The following is a 17,145-nucleotide window of genomic DNA, read 5'->3' as shown; positions in this document are numbered from 1 at the left end:
CCCGGTGCCTCACCATCCCACGCGATCCCCCTGCTCGCGGCTCCAGCGCTCGTCACTGAGGCGTTCGAAGTAGGCGCGCTGGTCGTCGAACAGTGCCTTGACGGCGGAGTCGGACCGCTCAAGATGGTCGAGTGCTTTCGGGCCGAACACGGCCATGGCGCGTACGGCCTCGTCAGGTGTGTACGGCTCGGCGCGGCCGACCGGGTCCACGTCCGCCCAGTGAGCGCGGGCCTCGGCGATCGCTCGCTCGCCGCGTGCGGTCGCGCTGGGAAGCTTGGCTTTCATGGTGGTGGACGTGAGTCCCGCGGTCAGCATCATCGCGCTCCAGAAGCCGCACATGACGATGCCGAAGACGAGGCTCGACATGAGCTGGTAGTCGTTCAGGTCCCACCACAGTGCGTGGAGGCCGGTGAGGAGCAGACCGACGACGCCGCCGGCGAGCGACGTGCGACAGGGACGATTCTCGACCTCGATGGTCAGGGCGTCGGCCCGGCGGATGTACCCCTCGGCGACGAGTTCCCGGTGGAGAGCCCCCATGACTGTGTCGCTGTCGAGGCGCAGGGGGGAGTGGTATCTGTCGGACGCCTTGGCGATGGTATGCTCCTCACGGGGCCATGTCTCGCTCATCTTGGCGATGGCCCGGGGCGACGCGGCCCGGCCGCGGGATCTCGGCTGACGCACTTCCAGACAGACGGAGTCGGTCGCTTTCGACCGCTGCAGAATGCGGTGAAGCAGCATGTCGACGACGAGCGTGTCCCGCGCCCAGCTGCCGTAATGGGCGATCAGAGCCAGCGAAGTCGTCCCGAGCACAGGTTGTCTGCCCGGGCCGGCGTCCTCGGGTTGCCGCTCGGCCGCCAGGTGTCGCTCGACCCCCTCGTGACGGAGGCCGTCCCGGAGCGCGTGCGGGATGGCGCTGTGCTGGAGAGCCGGTGCGGTCGTACAAGTGGGCGCCGACGAGGGTGAGTTCGCGCCGGAAGAGGCGGTGCGGGTTGATCTCGCGGGGCCGGGGACGGATGGCGCCGAGGCACGACCGGCCCCGGACACCGAGGACGTCGACGGCGGTGTCCACTCCTGCTGCTGCGCCGGGCACCTCGAAGGCGACGCCCGCGCCCGCGTCTGCGGTCACCTGCCCGACCAGCCCGGTCAAGTCGTCCACGGCCGGGTCCAGGGTGCCCAGCCCCAACTCCCCGGCGAGCAGCCGCCGCTGCGCGCTGAACCCCACCACCCGCACGTCGGATCCGGGGGCTCGCGCTACCAGGGCGATGAGGATGCCGACCGGGCCTCCGCCGACCACGACGTGATCGCTTCCCGGCCCCGACATGCCTGCCGGGGGAAGGGCACGGCATACGCCATGGCAGTCGACTGCCATGGCGTACGGGCGAGTTGGGTGATGAAGGACGGGACCTTGGGCCGGAACCCTGTGCCCCGCCCTCAGGGAACCCGGCGTTCGACCTTCGTCGTGCCGGAGCCGACAGGCCCGATCCGCAGCACCGTACCGGTGAGGTCGGTGATGAACCGGACAGGCACCCGTCCCTGTCCGCCGGGTGCCGTCGCCGTCACCCGGTACTTCGACGGAGGGGCGTCGCCGATCTCCACCTCCAGTACCGCGCTGGAGTTGGGCGGCACCGTCACCCGGGTCGTATGGGCGTCGGCCGATCGGTGCACGGCCACCTTGACCGGGCCGCGCACGGACGGCACCGTGCCCGTCACCTCGGTCAGGGCGCCGGTCCTGGGACGGATCAGGAACTCCGCCGCTCCGGGGGAGGTGACGCGGACACCGAGCACGTGCCGGGGGATCACGTTGGCCGGAGCCGAGGCCCAGGCGTGCGAGAACGTCGTGTTGGACTTCAGCGCGGGATCCCAGGCCTCGGTGACGATGGTGGCCTTCAACTCGTCGAGCATGTGCAGCCACGAGTTGGTGGCGGTCGAGGTGAGCAGCGCGAGCGCGGCGTCGGCGCGGCCGAGCCGGAAGAGGGCGTCGAGGAGGAACTGAGCCCCGTACACGCTCACCCGCATACCGCCCGCCGCGAGCGTGTCCCCGAGCCGGGCGCGCGCCTCTGCGTCGAGGGTGTCCGCGACGCCGAACGCGACCGGGAAGGCGGTGGCGTGCTGGGCGCTGTGCGTGGTGCCCTCGCCGTCGAGGAACCGGCCTGCCGCGCTGTCGAGCAGGGTGGCGCGCATGGCGGTGCCGAGGGTGTCGGCGCGTACGCGCAGGGCCGTCGCGTCGTCGTCCTTGCCGAGTGCCGCGGCACAATTGGCCAGGGCGTCGAAGGCCGCGTACTGGAAGGCGTTGACGACGGTGTTGACGTTCGTGAAGACGTAGCCGTCGCGGCTGGCGGTCGGCCAGTCGACGAGGTCACCAAGGTCCTGGCTGCTACTGCCGGGCGCCTTGCGGACCAGGCCCTGGGAGTCCAGATAGGCCGTGAGGTTCTTCGCGGCGAGCAGGTCGTAGTCCTTGGCGAGCTGCCGGTCGTCCCCGGTGGCCAGGTAGTCCTCCCAGGCGGACAGCGCGCACATCAGCCGGTACTCGGTGGGCCAGGTGCCTTTGCGGACCAGGTAGTCGTTCGACCAGCGGGCCAGGGCGTAGGAGCGCTGGACGCCGTACTCGGAGAGCTGGTTGATCAGCGCGTCGCCCTCGTAGGGGCCGCGTTCCCGGGTCGGGGTGTCGGTGTAGAGATCGCCGCGGGTGGCCTCGATCGAGTACCGGCACAGCTCCCAGACCCGGTCCAGGTCCGGGTCGGAGCTGCTGAAGGAGGAGTCGCTGTCGTCCCAGTCGAGGCGCCAGGCCCGCCCGGTGACGACGGCTCCTGACAGGTCGAGCGACGTGCGCAGTTCGGCCCAGCGGAAACCGCGGTAACCCCAGTGCTCGAAGCGCTGGCCGCCGTCGCGCAGGGTCCACACCTCGCGGTAGGTGTTGGTGGCGCGCAGCTGGTACTTGACGGTGCCGTCGGTGTTCAACTCCTCGCCGAGTCTGACCTCGACGGTGTCGCCCGCGCTCCCGGTGACCTCCAGGGCCAGCCCGCCGACGATCTCCCGGCCGAGGTCCACCAGCCAGCGGCCGTCGGCGACCTTGGTGACGGAGGCAGGGGTGACGTCGTGCAGCCGCGGCGGCTCGATCGGCGCCGGGACGAGTCCGCTGATCGCGGTGCGGACGACGGGAGCGTCCCAGCCGCTGTCGTCGAAGCCGGGCCCGGTCCAGCCGACGGGTTCCTGCCGAAGGTCCCAGTACTCCTGGGGGACGGTGTAGTAGCTGCTGCCCGCGCTGCCCTTCGCCGGCAGCAACCCGGCCTGGCGGCGCGCCTTCCAGTGGTCACCCGAGGAGACGGTGGTCCGGCTGCCGTCGGTGTACGTGACCTCAAGCTGGGCCAGGAACTTCTGCTGCGAGGTGGTCCAGCACAGCGCGGCGAGCGCGTTCGGTCCGCCGTCGCTCCGCAGGGTCGAGGTGATGTCGAACGCCTGGTACGCGGTCCCGGTGCCGGAACGCACCGAGGCGTGCCCGACCACGGCGCCGTTGCTCCACACCTTGGCCACGTACTGCCGGGCGGGGTCGGGTGAGGTGGCCGCGACGTAGAGAACGGCGGCGGCAAGCTCCTTGCCCGTGGTGGTGGCGTACTCGTGGCGCAGCAGCGCCCAGGTGTCGTCGGCCCCGTAGGAGGAGAGCGAGGTGGCGCCGGTGGGGAAGGTCAGTGTGCCGCCGGAGACCGTGCCGGTGGAGAAGGTGCCCTTGTCGGAGGCGAAGTCGTCGTCGAGGAGAACGGTTTTGTCGGCAGCGGTGAAGGTGATCCGGTCGTAGACCTGGGACTCGGTCAGGCCGTTGCGCAGACCGATGTTGCCGGAGGCGTAGCGGGCGTCGGTGGTGATGTCGACGACGGTGCCGTTCACGGTCGTGGTGAAGGTGGAGCCCACCATGGTGACAGCGAGGTCGGCCCACTCTCCGGCGGTGACGGCGAACGGCAGCCGTACCTCGCCGAGGACGGTGTACGTGCCGTTCACGCAGACGTGCTTGCGCAGGACGCCGGGGCTGCCGACGCGCAGCTGCCACATGTAGTTGTTGGAGGTGTTCGCAGCGCGGAACCACACCCCGGCGGCCACCGTGGTGATCTTCAGCCGGGCGGCGAAGGTGCCGTCGGTCATGACCGGCCCGGCCGGCGCCCAGATCGGCTCGGCCTCCCACCCGTCCTCTACCGAGGTGGCGAGCAGAGCGGGCTCCGACCACGCGGAGCGTCTGTCGCCCCAGCTGGCGACCCGCCACCAGTAGGCGGTACGGGGCCGCAGCGCCGGCCCGCCGTACGGTACGGCGGTCGAGTCGGCGGACTTGCACCTGCCCGAGTCCCAGACGAGCCGCTCGTCGCCGAAACCGTCCGGAGCGGCGGCCAGTTGCAGCTGGTAGGCGCGCTGAAGGGTACCGGCGCAGAAGTCGGGCACCTGCCAGCTGAACCGGGGGCTCTGCCCGGCGCTCGTCCCCAGCGCCTGGGGGAGCAGATCGGCCAGCGTCCCGGTCGGCACAGGCGGCCTGCCGGGGGTCTTGGCGCTGCCCGGCCCGTCGGCCGCGAGTGCCGGGGGCCCGGTCAGCACGACCGAGGCGGCCGTGGTGCCCCCGAGTTGGAGAAGTCTTCGACGCGACAGGTCCCAGGACATTGGTGCACCCTCGGCTGGTGAAAGGTTTCAATGTGATTGCCCGGAGGTTAAGGTTCCGCGTCCGGTCAGTCAATGCCTACAGCGCCTATGGTTTCACTGTGAATTGAAACGATTTAAGGCGGCGCTGGCTAGAGTGCCGCTCACGACCTCTCTGTCCGACGAGACCGGGTTTGTTGGCGTGCAGCGCTTCGACCGGTTCGGCGGCGAACCGAACCGGCGGACCGACGCCCGGGACCTGACGGTGTCAGGCGTCTTTCGGCCGGGCGGTCACGTCGGGCCGACCTGGATCCTGCGTCCCTGGCCGCAGGCCACCGGCACCTGGGGTGCCTCGCTGACCACTTGGCTGGAGGCCGGACCGGCGTGTCCGGCCGGGGGCGGCGCGCAGAAAACTCCCGTGCGCCGGTTCGTACACCTCTGCGATCATCCCCGAATGGCGCACAGTCTCGAATCGCTGGTCATCCGGCACACCCACCGCCTCTCCTCTCCCAAGGGCTCCGCAGGTGAAGGAGCTGCCGCCGCGCGGCAGTTCGACGCGGCGCTGACATCCGTGGGCTTCAAGCTCTCGGCGGAACTGTTCGACCGGCTGTCGGGGCTGTCCGAGGCCGCGGTCGTGCACACCGCCAAGCGGACGCTGCGCACCGTGAGCGAGATGGTGGGCGATCACGTCCGGCACAACTCGTACTTCATCGACTTCCCGGCGAACGTGCCGGCCACCGAAGAGTTCTGGACGCGGTGCGTGGCGAAGGCGCTCGACGACGACAAGCCGAGCGAGAACGTGCTGACACAGCTTGCCCACGGGGTGCTGGACCTGCTCAGCCTCCCGACGTACGGCCGCTACCAGCACACCTACGAGGAGATGCTCGCGGTGCAGGACGAGCTGATCGCCTCGGCGGGCGACCGGGTGACCGTCCTGCACCTCGGACGGGACCTGGAGGACGAACTCACGGACCTGTACCTGGCCCTGGCGGGCAGCAGGACGCCACTTGGCGAGGACCACCTGAGCGACTTCACGACCCTCGCCGAGCAGTGCGCGCTCGGCCCCCAGCCGGAGTCGATCCCCGTCCGGGAGAACCGGGCCGTCGTCAACGAGGCCCGTCTCGCCGTCGGCGCGGACCTCCTGCTGGACACCGTCACCGATGTGCTGCGGCTTGCCTGCAGGCTGTCGGGCGGCGACGTGACGCTGCAGGAGCCGACCCGGTTCCGGGCGCTCTCGCGGCCTGCCCGCCGTGCGCTGCTCGCGGGCCTCGACGCCGTGGTCGCGGCGAACCCCGCGAAGCTGGCCGATGTGCACGCGCACCGCGAACCCTTCAAGCGGCTCGGTGAGCGCCTCCACCCGCACGAGTACCCGCGCTGGCCGCACGCCGCGGACGTGTTCGCCGTAGCACGGGGCGAGAAGGAGGCGCGGTCCTTCGACAGCCGGGTGGAGAAGCTGCTCGACGAGTGCGACGTACTCGGCGCGGTGCGGCTACTGAAGGCCGCTCCCGGCAGGCTGTTCCGGACCCTCGACCTCCTGCTGCGTATCGCCGCCGGTCAGGAGGAGCGGGACGCGGTGGTGGCCGCCGCGGTGCAGGTCGCTCCCGAGGTCTCCGGCAGGGTCGTCCTCTCGCTGCGCGAGCATTTCCACAACCGGGGCCGGGAGACCGACGAGCCCCGCATCTTCGTCAACCGCCGAGGTCGCGCCTGGGTCTGCGCCGACCACCGGCCGCCCGTGCCGGCCGAGGACCGCGACCGCCTGATCGCCGCCCTCGACGCCGAGATTCGCCGTCGGCTCCCGACGCCGGGCCGACTGCTGATCGACCCCGACGTCCTCGACGTGGCGCTCCCGCTCAGCGGCAGGGCGACCGCGTCCGGGCTCGGCGTACTGCCGCGAGGCTCGGTCTCGTCGGTCGACGGCGAACAACTGCGCTTCTTCGTGTACTGGAAGGAGACCGCGGCGCGGACCGACTACGACCTCTCGGCGCTGCTCCTCCACGCCGACTACAGCACCGACTCCTGGCTCTCCTACACCTCGCTCAGTGCTGTCGGTGGCCGGCACTCGGGCGATGTCACCGAGGCACCCGACGGGGCCTCGGAGTTCATCAGCCTGTCCCTGGACCAGGTGCGCAGTACGTTCATCGTTCCGCAGGTCAACATCTTCGCGGGGGAGGGTTTCGAGGAGGTCGAGGAGTCCTTCTTCGGTTTCATGGTGCGCGACGGCGAGCGGAAGGGCCGGCCGTTCGAGCCGCGCACGGTGCGGATGAAGTCGGAGCTGCGCGGTATGGGCCGAGTCGCGCTGCCGCTGGTCTTCCGGCACGAGGGCGACGGCCGGTGGCGCGCGAAGTGGCTGCACCTGTATCTGAAGGGCGTCTCGTCGGCCAACCGGGTCGAGGAGAACCAGGTGTCGGTGGCCAAGCTGGTGCGAGCCGTCGTCGAGCGCGAGCAGTTGACGGTGGGGTACCTGATCGACCTGATGTCCGGCGGCACCACGGCGGTGGACATGGACCTGTGGGACGGCGGGCAGGTCCCGGACGAGCCCGTGACGTACATCGGTCTCGAACGACTCGAGGGGCTGCACCCGGACTCCCGGGTCATCACCCTCGAAAATCTGCGCGACTTGATCCCGGCCTGAGTGCTAGCGTTTGCTCCAGGCGAGGCCATGAAGGGGCTTCCTTCTCATTCACTGTAAATGAACCCAAGTCCCTTCGCTTTCCTCGCCCTCGACCTCGGCTGGGAGGCGCCCACGTGGCGCCTCCCAGGTTTTGTGTGTGCCTCCTCGCCCTTCCCACGCGTCAGACTGCCCGGATGAGTTCGGCGCGGCCGAACAGCAGGGCGTAGCCGGAAGGGAGTCGGGCGAGGACACGGCTGAGGAGTTCCTCGCCGGAGACCTGGCCCACGACGCGAAAGACGGTGCCGGTGTCCCAGCGGGTGGTGGCCATCGTGTCGCCGGTGCGGGACGCCAGATCCTTGACGAAGCGTCCGAGCGCCAGGACCAGCACGAGTGGCGCCCCCGGGCCGCCCCGGGGTTGTCCTCCCAGGCCTCGCCGCGGCCGTAGGGCGTCATGTCGAGCGGGCCGAGGGCCCGTTGACCACCTCGTTCCCACGGCCGCCGTGCAGGAGGTGAGCAGGAGAGGTGGGTACCCCATGAACCCATGAACTCGATGTAGGCGGCCATCTCGTCCACCGGGCATGGTCGAGCCGGAAGAGGTTCAGGCCGGGCCCGCCGGTGATCCTCGGGCCTGCGCCGCCGGTCAACGACGGACGGCACCATTGCACGAGAACTCACCAGGCTGGATACGCCGTTGACCGGCTGCAGGTTCACGGAGCGCCCAGGGACGGTGCCTTGGTGATCAGCTCACCTCGGCCTCGTCGGCGGCGGCCGGGGCCGCTGCCGTCGGGGCCTGGGTGTCGGTGGTGGTGTAGTAGACGGAGCTGCCCTGCTTGGTGCGCTGGGCATGGCTCTTGGCGACGAGCCCTTCGACCGTGGTGCGTACGACGGTGGTCTTGATGTTGCGGTCGGGGTGGGCCTGGCCGAGTGACGTGGCGATTTCGGCTGCGGAGCGGGGTTCGCTCTGATCGGTGAGGTGGCGGCGGATCAGTTCGACGAGAGTGGGCTGCGTCGTCTTCGCGGCCGTCGTCCTGGTCGCGGCCTCGGGCTTCTTGGCAGCAGGCTTCTTGACTTCCTCGGCGCCTTGCGCGGTGGCGGTCTTCTTCGCCCGCACCCGCTTGCCCGCACCGGACTGCGCGGTGGTCTTCTGCCGAGCCACTGAGGGTGTTGCGTCCGCTTCGGGGGCGGTCGGGGTCGTGGTGTCAGAGACGCCGAGTGCGTTGCGCATGTTCGTCAGCACGGTGTGGTCGTGTTGCAGGGCGCGCAGTTGTTCCTGCAGCGCGTCGATTTCCGCGCCGATGCGGTCCTGCTCCTTGGCGTTGTGGTCGAGGTCGTTGCCCACCTGGGCCACGTATTGCGATGTCAGTTCGGTGGTGGGTGTCTTGCTGTCAGGCATGATGCTGACCTTTCCTCGGGGCTGGTCCGCGTGCTGTGAGGCAACTCGCAGAGCAGGCGCCTGGGCTGGGCGGTGTTTCCGCAGGGCTTGATTGAGTCTTGTGTGGGTCGCACCTGGTGCAGGCTGTCCCCGGTGTAGAGATAGTACGGGCGGACGGAGCTGGTTGTTCGGTGGAGTTCTGGTTGGGTCCGGGGATCGTGGAGCCTGCGGCCTGCCAGTAGGCGAGGGTCATGCCGGTGGGAGAGTGTGCCGCGTGCCGACGCAGACGTTCGGTGGCCGCGCCGCGGCTGGGGACCTGACGAAGCCAAGTGAGCCTCCGAACCAGCCGGTTCATGCCCCGCCACCGTCTTGCCCGCGACTACGACTGGACAGCACACTCACTGGCGAAGCCGTCCCGCACCGGCGCGGAACCCAACCCGGAACCTGCCCTGGGACCGACCACGAGTCAACGGCCAAGTGCTCGGTCACCCATCGGCGCCGTTCCGCCGGAAGTCTCGCGTCCACCGGGGCGGGACCGGGCTGTCGGCTGCTCTTCGAGTGAGCAGGATGGTGACCGTGACGGTGGACGGGACGATGTGCGCCGATACACGGGCGCCGCCCACCCAGCCGTAGCGGCCGGGCACGTTCGACGGATCGATCGTCGAGATGTCGGCCGCGCCACCGAATCCCCAACTCCGGCCTTCCGGGAACAGCTTGCCGATCTCGCGTCGGGCCTCGGTGGTGTGGTCGCGAGTCATCAGCCGCGCCGGTGCGGCCGACGGCAGTCGGCGACCGTCGGCCGCGGTGCCCTCACCCGACAGCGTGCGACCGAGCGCGAGCCACTCGTCGGCGGTCCCGGCCTGCCCCCTGTTGCACTGCCGCGTTGGTGCTGATGCTGGTCATCGAAGCGATGCGGAAGATCGATTCCCTGGCCATCGGGGCGACGCCGACCTCGGCGCAACCGACGGTCGCGACGTCGGGATGCGGTCACCGCGAACCATCAGGCCCACAGTCGGCAAGTAGACCACCGGCACGACCAGAACTCATCGGTTCGGTGAGAGACGGAGTCGGCCGGGCGAAGCCGCCGAGATGACCGCCGGCGGTACGAGGGGTCACGTCCGGGTGGGCACTCGCAGGGCGAGCAGGGCGACGTCGTCGTCGTTGGCGAGGGGGCGGACCCGGCGCAGCAACTGGTCGGTGAAGGAGGCCAGCGGACGGTGGGCGAGGGCGGCGGCGTGCTGGCGCAGCCGGTGCAGGCCCTCGTCGAGGGTGTGGCCGGGTTCTTCGATCAGGCCGTCGGTGTAGAGCAGGAGGGTGGAGCCGGGCGGCAGCAAGGCGCTGGCGTCGGTGCGGGGCTTGTGGGATCCGGTGCCCAGCAGAATGCCGTGACCCTCGGTGAGGTAGTCGGCCAGGCCGTCGTGGCTGATCAACAGCGGTGGCGGGTGGCCGGCGTTGGTCCAGGACAGCTTCCACTGATCGTCGTGGGTCTCTTCGAGCCGGGCGAGAATCATCGTGGCCATGGCGACGTCGGTGATATGCAGGACCGCCTCGTCGAGGCGTTCGACGATCTGGCTGGGGGGCTGCTTCAGGGCCCAGGCGTAGGCGCGGAGCATGTTGCGCACCTGCGCCATGCCGGCCGCGGCCTCCAGGTCGTGGCCGACGACGTCGCCGATGGCCAGCGCGGTGGCGCCGTCGCCCAGGGAGAAGGCGTCGTACCAGTCGCCCCCGACCTGTGAGGCGTCGGGCGCTGGCAGGTAGCGGACCGTCATCTGCAACCCCGGCACGCGTGGCATCTGGGGCAGCAGGTGGTTCTGCATGGTCTCGGCGACCTTGCGCTGGCGCTGGTAGAGGCGCGCGTTGTCCAGAGCGAGGCCGGCGCGACGGGCGATGTCCTCGATCAGGGGGAGATCGGGCGTGCCGAAGTCTCCCGGCTGCTTGGCGCGGCCCAGCGTCAGGGCTCCGAGAACTGCGCGGGTGCTGCGGATGGGGGCGATGGCCGCGGAGTGAATGCCGGTGGCATCGAACAGACGGCGCTGTTCGACCGCGATACCGGAGTCCGGTGGTCCCTGGTAGGTCTGCGGGCCGGCCAGAGCCGAAGCGACCCCGCGCAGGGCCCGGGACAAGGGCATCGGGGACTCCCCGGGCACCGGCGGCATCGGTCCCTGCAGCTCCTCGTGGTGCACCAGGTCCTCACCGTCCATCTCGGCGACGACAGTGCGCCAAACCTCGTCGCGCTCCGTGATCAGGTCGATGATGGCCCAGTCCGCCAGCCGGGGCACCACCAGGGCCACCAGCCGTCGCAGCGCCTCCTCGACGTCGAGCGTGGAGGTCAGTTGTGTGGTGGTCGCGGCCAGCAGGGCGAGGCGTTCGAGTTCAGGCAGAAGTGTGGTCGCCGACTGCGGGCACGAGTCGGGTCCCCGCAGATGCCTGGGCTGGAAGAGGACGAGCGTGCTGTGCTCATGGCCACCGAGGTCGAACGGAGTTATCAGCCACGAGATGGGCAGCAGGGCGCCGTCACCGCGTACGAAGTAGTCCTCGTCGGCCTGAGCGGTGCGTCCCGCGTGGAAGGCCTGGCGCATGCGGCACTGGGTCCGGGGCAAGGGGTGGCCGTGGGCGTCCCGGTGCAGTAGGTCGTGCGCGTCATGGCCGAAAAGATCTTCGGTCGGCCGGTCCAGAAACTGCTCGGTGCGGGAGTTGACGGCCAGGATGCGGCCCTGCTCGTCGACGAGGTACGCCCCGGTCCCGATGGCTTCCAGTGTCTCGGTGAGTCCGGCGGCATGCGGCGCCAGGGGCCGTTTCCCGTGGTTCCCCGTATGCTCTGGTCCTTCCATGCCCTGATCTCCCTAGCTGACTTGCGGCCCGCCCGCTTGACGGTATCTGCCTTTCCGCCTGCCCCGGTGCCGGCCGATTCAGCCTCGATCCGGCTCGCGGATGGCCGACCGACGCCCACGGCCGGCGTGCCGGCGGACGGCCCGGCTGCACCGCAGGACCTCGCGGCCACCGCCCGGGTCGTCCTGCCGTTCATTGGCGTCCTGCCTGCTCAGCGAGGATCACCTGTCGGCCTTCCTGCGCTACGTTCCCGGTCTGTTGGTGCGGGCCCCGCACACCGATGACGCGGCCATGGCGAACTAGGGCCTGTTGCGAAAGTGGATCAAGGTCGTGCGATGATCACCGATCGTGGTGCGTGGTGATCTAACGAACGGCCAGTGGGCCCGGTTTGAACCGTTGTTGCCGACGGGCAAGAAGCCGGGCCGGCCGCCGACGTGGACGCGTCGGCAGCTGATCGACGGCATACGGTGGCGGACCAGGACCGGTGCACCGTGGCGGGATCTCCCAAAGCGGTACGGGCCGTGGGACCGGGCCTACGACCTCTTCCGACGGTGGCAGCGCGACGGCACGTGGAAGCGGATATTCGAGCAACTGCAGGCCGAGGCCGACGCGAAGGGCCTGATCACCTGGGACGTCAGCGTGGACTCCACGATTGCCCGTGCCCACCAGCACGCCGCCGGGGCTCGTAAAAGAGGGATCTGCAGAAGGAGCCTCCCGGCGGCGTCGACACCGAGCCCGACGACCACGGCCTCGGACGCTCGCGTGGCGGACTGACCACCAAGCTGCACCTCGCGGTCGAGCAGGGACAGAAGCCGCTGTCCCTGCTCGTTACTGCTGGCCAGAGGCACGACAGTCCGCAGTTCCAACCCGTGCTGGAAGGCATCCGGGTTCCCCGCATCGGCCCGGGCCGACCTCGCACCAGGCCCGACAAGGTCCGCGCCGATAAGGCGTACGGCTCTCGCGTGAACCGCGCCTACCTGCGCCGGCGTGGCATCCGCTGCACGATTCCGGAGAAGGCCGACCAGGTCCGCAACCGCAAGAAACTCGGCTCCCGAGGCGGCCGACCGCCCAAGTTCGACAAGGCCGACTGCAAAGAGCGCCACGTGGTGGAATGCGGGATCAACCGGCTGAAGCGCCACCGAGTCGTAGCCACGAGATATGACAAGCTCGCCGTCCGCTATGAGGCAACAGTGCTGGTCGCCGCCATCAACGAGTGGCTATGACCAACAGCCTTCCCGGCACCCTCCCAAGCCTGTCCAGCTGATCCTCCCGGACTCTCATCATGTCGGATGCCGGTTGCCGATCACGCGGGCTCGACCACTCGGAAGCGTTCGGCAACAACGAGAGTGTCGTCGTCAATGACGGGGGTGCGACCCAAGAACTCGGTCACGCCATCACTCCGGAAGAACTCTTCGTGGGCAGCCCGCCACTGTGCAACATCGGAGTAGCCGCGCCCCTCGGCTCGCGCACCGTGCTCGTACGAGCCTCGCAGCAGCGTCTCCCGTGAGCTCACCTTGCGCGTGGGCCGCCCCATGTGCAGCTCCAGTTAGATCCCCATGACCCCTCCTTCGGCCCCGGACACCGAAGTTTCGCAGAGAAGGAACGCATACCGGGCTGTAGTCGGTGCGGAAGGGGAACAACGCCGGTGCGGCTACGCTGCGGTGTCATGCAGGAGACGCGCCTCGACACCGCTCGGATCCGGGCGGCCCGCCGGGTGGTCGATCCGGTTTTTCTCGACACTCCGCTGTACCGCTGCGAGGCCTTGGAGCCCGACCTCGGGTGCACGGTGAGCATCAAGCTCGAAACGGCGAACCCGGTCCGCAGCTTCAAGGCCCGCGGCACCGAGGTGGTCGCGAGTCTGCTCGCCGACAACGGCGCACGAGCCGCGGTGTGCGCCAGCGCGGGCAATCTTGGCCAAGCCCTCGCCTGGTCCGGTCGTGGCCGGGGGCTCGACGTGACCGTCGTGGCATCCCGGTGTGCGACTGTGGCCAAGCTCGATCGCATCCGGGCGTTGGACGCCAGGTTGGAGCTGGTGGACGGCGACCACGAGCTGGCGCGTGAGCGGGCATCGGCCATCGCGCGGTACGAAGGCATTCGGCTGGTCGAGGACAGCCTGGACATCGAGACCTGTGAGGGCGCGGCGACCATCGGCCTGGAACTGGTGGACTCGGTACCGTCGTTCGACGCCGTCCTGATCGCTCTCGGCGGCGGGGCGCTGGCCACGGGGGTGGGACATGTACTGAAGGCATTGGCGCCCGAAGTCGAGGTGATCTGCGTTCAGCCGCTGGGCGCACCGGCGATGACACGCTCGTGGCGCAGACGACGTGTCGTCACCACCGACTCGACCGACACCATCGCCGACGGTGTCGCCGGCCGACGTCCGATCCCGGCCGTCCTGGACGATCTCCTCCTGGTCGCCGACGATGCCGTTCTGGTCCAGGAGGCGTCGATCATCACCGGTATGCGAATGCTCCTCGACCACGCAGGCCTCGTCGTCGAACCTTCGGCCGCACTTGGCATCGCGGCGATCCTCGAAGACCGTGACCGCTTCGCCGGTCGACACGTAGTGACCATCGTGTGCGGCAGCAACGTCGACCTGGACTCCTATCACCGCTGGGTCGGCGCGGCGCCCAGCAGCAGGTCGTGACGATTCCTCGGCGGTCCTGCCTGCCTGCCCGTCCGGCGGCAGGCGGGTGGTTCCGCTCGGGGTGCGGGCGTCGGGCGTCGGCAGCTCATGTGACGAGCACTGGTAGAAGGTGATCTGGCCGTCGCCGTTCTCGTCGACCGGGGTGCCCTGGGATTGGCGTCCGAAGTCCGGCCGTCGAGCTGGGTTCCTGCGAGCCGGGCGTGCCACTACTCCGAAGCCGGCGCCCCCTGCCCCGGATCCTGATGTTGACGATCTTCGACCTCGACGAGTACGTGTACGGGGTACTGTGCGCCGGAACCTGCGGATTCCTGCTCAAGGACTCCGGACCGGAACGGCTGTTCGCCGCCGTTACCGCTCTACAGGCCTTGAGCGCCCGCGAGTTGGAGGTTCTGAAACTGATCGCAGGCGGCCTGTCCAACCAGAAGATCGCGGACCATGACAGAGCTGGACTTCGACAGCCGGGCACAAGCCATGGTCGTGGCCTACGCATCAGGGCTGGTGACCCCGGGTGGACAGATGCGCTAGGGTTGATCTTGAGCTGGTCGCCGCAACTCCGGGTGGCTGGTTGTGCGTCGGTGGTCCAAGGAAAGACGCCTCGCTTCCTGCGGGGAAATGCAGGTGCAAGGCCTGCCCGGCGCTCGGTCAACAGGCCCGTCCGTACATCGGACGGGCCTGTTGTGTTGCCCTCAAGGGAAGAACGGTCGGGCTCGCCGAGAAGGTACTCCGCGACTGAAGTCAGATCTCGGCAGGCCCCGCAGGTTCGCTGACTCGTCGTTCGGCGTGAGTGGCACCAACGCTCGCGTGATCCTCGAACAGGTCCTGGCGGAAGGGGAGTTCGAGTAGAAGGGCGATCCCGGTCCGGCCGAGGGACAGTCCACCGAGGACGCGCCGGCCGTAGGGGTTCGTTCCGCTGCCGACCGCGCCGGACCTCGGCCGTGTCACCGCCACCCTCGTGCCGCCACCGGCGTGGTCATGTTGGACACCTGCCTGGCAGGCACCCCAGCACACACTGACTTCGCTGGGAGCCGCCCTGTTGCGCACGGGCCGGGCGGCGGTCGACCCACCTACGACGGCCGCCCCCGTTCCACTGTCCTTCCAGTTCTTTGTCCGTGGTCGACGAACGGCGCGGTCAGGGCGTCGGATACATAGAGGGATCGTGACGGGGCACTCGTGTTCTCCCGACCCGAACGAGGAGCTGACTCATGATCATTGCCGCAGTTGTCGGAGTATGTGTGGTCCTGGCCGTGCTGGCTTTCTTCGTCCCGCGCCTCTCCCGTCACCCCGAACGCGGCACGCGGCGCACGCTCGGTGCCGGCGCGCGGGCCGGCGGCAAGGCGCCCGGCATCCTGGGCCGGATTTTCAGCAAGCCGTTCCAATCGAGTTCCCGCGCCGTGGGCCGTAGCGGCTCGGCGGGCCGTCGCACCCGCCGCCGTATGCCCTTCTGACCTCGCCGAGGCCATGCCGATCGGCGCGGCTGTCCGGGGCAGGTGAGGTCTCCATGATCGGTGCCGGATCCTGTCCGGACAGCCGCAGGGCGCGTACACGAGTACTCATTACACAGGCTTATGGGGGAGTGGTGTCATGAACGGTGAACAGGCCGACAGGCTGCTGGACGGGCTGACCGTGGACACCAGCCGAGAAGAGCGGCCGATCCTGCTGGACGGGACCGGCGGCCCCCTCGAGACCTGGCGCGAGAACCATCCGTATGACCGCAAGGTCGGCCGCGTCGAGTACGAGCGGCTCAAGCGTGTCCTGCAGATCGAACTGCTCAAGCTCCAGCGCTGGGTCAAGGACACCGGCGCACGCGTGATCGTCGTATGTGAGGGGCGCGACGCTGCGGGGAAGGGCGGCACCATCCAACGTCTCACGGAGCGGCTCAACCCCCGCGGCGCACGCGTGGTGGCTCTGGACAAGCCCACCGAGCAGGAGGCGGGGCAGTGGTACTTCCAGCGGTACGTCCAACACCTGCCGACAGAGGGAGAGATCGTCTTCTTCGACCGATCCTGGTACAACCGGGCCGGTGTGGAGCGTGTGATGGGCTACTGCTCGAAGGACCAGTACGAGCTGTTCCTCGAGCAGTGCCCGGCCTTCGAGCGGATGCTCGTCGACGACGGCATCCTGCTGGTCAAGTTCTGGTTCTCCGTGTCCCGCGCCGAGCAGCGCACCCGTTTCGCGATCCGACAGGTCGACCCGGTGAGGCAGTGGAAACTGTCGCCCACCGACCTGGCCTCGCTCGACCAGTGGGACGACTACACCGGGGCCAAGGTCGACATGTTCCGCGCCACCGACACCGAACGCGCTCCCTGGACCGTCGTCAAGAGCAACGACAAACGCCGTGCCAGGCTGGAAGCCATGCGCAGCCTGTTGTCGCGCATCGACTACCTCAGCAAGGATCTTGAGGCGGTCGGTACCCCCGACCCGCTCATCGTCGGCGCCGCCAACACCCTCCTGGAGCCCGGCGAGGAGGACACCACTCTTTCGCCCACTCCTCTGGCCGCCCGCACCAGCGGGCCTGGCAGTCACCCCGAGTCCACCTGACGCTCCGGCCGGCGCAGTCGACCGGCTCTACGGTTCTGCCGTCGGCAGGAAGGTGTTCTCCATCCGGATCCGGCCGTACGAACGCAGGCGGGAGACGTCTTCTCCGGGATCATGCGCCGGATGCCCAGACACCGCAGGTGCGGGCGGCATGAGCCCTTGCCGTGGGCCTTGTTCATCGCGCCGTGCGCGGTCCCCCTGTGACGGTCACGGTCGGAGGGGGCTCGGGCCGCCACCCGTCCAGCGCGGCCCCGGCGGTGTCACGGAGGCGTAGGTGACAGCAGGCCGCCGTTGACCAGGGTGGACAACGGGTGGAGGGCGACAGCCAGGTCGGGATGGTGGGCGAGGGTCCATGTGAGGTTGAGCGCGTGTCAGGCATGTGCGTCAGGTGAGTGGGCAGCCGGCCTTCCCTGCTTTTCAGGCTGTCCGCCGTCCAGACGGCACGGACCCTCGGGGTCCACTTCCCGACCGGCAGTGGTTCGCCCCGGGGCTGTGCGTCGCCTGATGCGATGTGTTGACCCCAGCGGGGTGGAAGGT

11 protein-coding genes and 4 pseudogenes are annotated in these 17,145 nt (G+C 69.3%); 7 read left to right on the top strand and 8 right to left on the bottom strand.

Translation table 11 applies throughout. The features are described from left to right. Positions 1 to 9 precede the first annotated feature (9 nt). The 3 genes and pseudogenes from G3I71_RS05660 to G3I71_RS05650 form a co-directional block, all read right to left on the bottom strand. On the bottom strand, positions 10 to 810 hold the full coding sequence (locus G3I71_RS05660; protein ID WP_239148979.1) for a hypothetical protein: 801 nt from the start codon (positions 808 to 810) through the stop codon (positions 10 to 12). 121 nt (positions 811 to 931) lie between these two features. Further along, positions 932 to 1,297, bottom strand: a pseudogene (locus G3I71_RS50895) (zinc-binding dehydrogenase); the annotation flags it as partial. 134 nt (positions 1,298 to 1,431) lie between these two features. Then, positions 1,432 to 4,638, bottom strand: coding sequence for a family 78 glycoside hydrolase catalytic domain (locus G3I71_RS05650; RefSeq protein WP_164312801.1), 3,207 nt, complete (start codon positions 4,636 to 4,638; stop codon positions 1,432 to 1,434). 133 nt (positions 4,639 to 4,771) lie between these two features. Here G3I71_RS05650 and G3I71_RS05645 point away from each other — a divergent pair, with 133 nt between their 5' ends. After that, entirely contained in the window at positions 4,772 to 7,246 is a 2,475-nt protein-coding gene (locus G3I71_RS05645; RefSeq protein ID WP_343242859.1) for a DUF6228 family protein, read from the top strand. A 160-nt stretch (positions 7,247 to 7,406) separates the two neighbouring features. Here the strand turns inward: G3I71_RS05645 and G3I71_RS05640 are convergent. The 5 genes and pseudogenes from G3I71_RS05640 to G3I71_RS05620 all read right to left on the bottom strand — a co-directional run. Beyond that, positions 7,407 to 7,589: pseudogene (locus G3I71_RS05640) on the bottom strand (DUF2267 domain-containing protein); the annotation flags it as partial. Beyond that, positions 7,589 to 7,696: pseudogene (locus G3I71_RS50890) on the bottom strand (DUF899 domain-containing protein); the annotation flags it as partial. The pseudogenes G3I71_RS50890 and G3I71_RS05640, both read right to left, overlap by 1 nt. A 268-nt stretch (positions 7,697 to 7,964) precedes the next feature. Then, entirely contained in the window at positions 7,965 to 8,618 is a 654-nt protein-coding gene (locus tag G3I71_RS05630) for a hypothetical protein (protein ID WP_164312800.1), read from the bottom strand. Positions 8,619 to 9,082: 464 nt separating this feature from the next. Then, complete coding sequence (locus tag G3I71_RS05625; protein WP_164312799.1) at positions 9,083 to 9,355, bottom strand: hypothetical protein; 273 nt, start codon at positions 9,353 to 9,355, stop codon at positions 9,083 to 9,085. A 354-nt stretch (positions 9,356 to 9,709) separates the two neighbouring features. Next, complete coding sequence (locus G3I71_RS05620) at positions 9,710 to 11,428, bottom strand: SpoIIE family protein phosphatase (protein ID WP_164312798.1); 1,719 nt, start codon at positions 11,426 to 11,428, stop codon at positions 9,710 to 9,712. A gap of 346 nt (positions 11,429 to 11,774) precedes the next feature. Between G3I71_RS05620 and G3I71_RS05615 the strand changes: the two genes are divergently transcribed. The 6 genes and pseudogenes from G3I71_RS05615 to ppk2 all read left to right on the top strand — a co-directional run bounded on the left by G3I71_RS05615 (position 11,775) and on the right by ppk2 (position 16,611). Continuing rightward, positions 11,775 to 12,649, top strand: a protein-coding gene (locus G3I71_RS05615) for an IS5 family transposase (RefSeq protein WP_164312797.1) whose coding sequence is annotated in 2 segments (ribosomal slippage) — positions 11,775 to 12,113 and positions 12,116 to 12,649 — 873 coding nt in all. Because the reading frame shifts where the segments join, the coding sequence is not laid out codon by codon here. 59 nt (positions 12,650 to 12,708) lie between these two features. Further along, positions 12,709 to 12,933, top strand: a complete 225-nt coding sequence (locus G3I71_RS50225) for a hypothetical protein (RefSeq protein WP_203729444.1) — start codon at positions 12,709 to 12,711, stop codon at positions 12,931 to 12,933. A gap of 159 nt (positions 12,934 to 13,092) precedes the next feature. Continuing rightward, positions 13,093 to 14,073 carry a threonine/serine dehydratase gene (locus tag G3I71_RS05605; RefSeq protein WP_164312796.1) on the top strand — a complete coding sequence of 327 codons (981 nt, stop codon included), beginning with the start codon at positions 13,093 to 13,095 and terminating at the stop codon, positions 14,071 to 14,073. A 215-nt stretch (positions 14,074 to 14,288) separates the two neighbouring features. Then, positions 14,289 to 14,598 (top strand): annotated as a pseudogene (locus G3I71_RS05600) (DNA-binding response regulator); the annotation flags it as partial. A gap of 677 nt (positions 14,599 to 15,275) precedes the next feature. After that, a complete protein-coding gene (locus G3I71_RS05595) occupies positions 15,276 to 15,518 on the top strand; it encodes a DUF6411 family protein (protein ID WP_164312795.1) in 243 nt (80 codons plus the stop codon). A 136-nt stretch (positions 15,519 to 15,654) separates the two neighbouring features. Continuing rightward, positions 15,655 to 16,611, top strand: coding sequence for a polyphosphate kinase 2 (ppk2, locus tag G3I71_RS05590; protein WP_164312794.1), 957 nt, complete (start codon positions 15,655 to 15,657; stop codon positions 16,609 to 16,611). Positions 16,612 to 17,145 lie beyond the last annotated feature (534 nt).

Source organism: Streptomyces sp. SID12501, assembly GCF_010550245.1.
In the GTDB taxonomy this organism is placed as follows: Bacteria; Actinomycetota; Actinomycetes; order Streptomycetales; family Streptomycetaceae; genus Streptomyces.
This window is presented reverse-complemented; position numbering and strand designations above follow the sequence as displayed.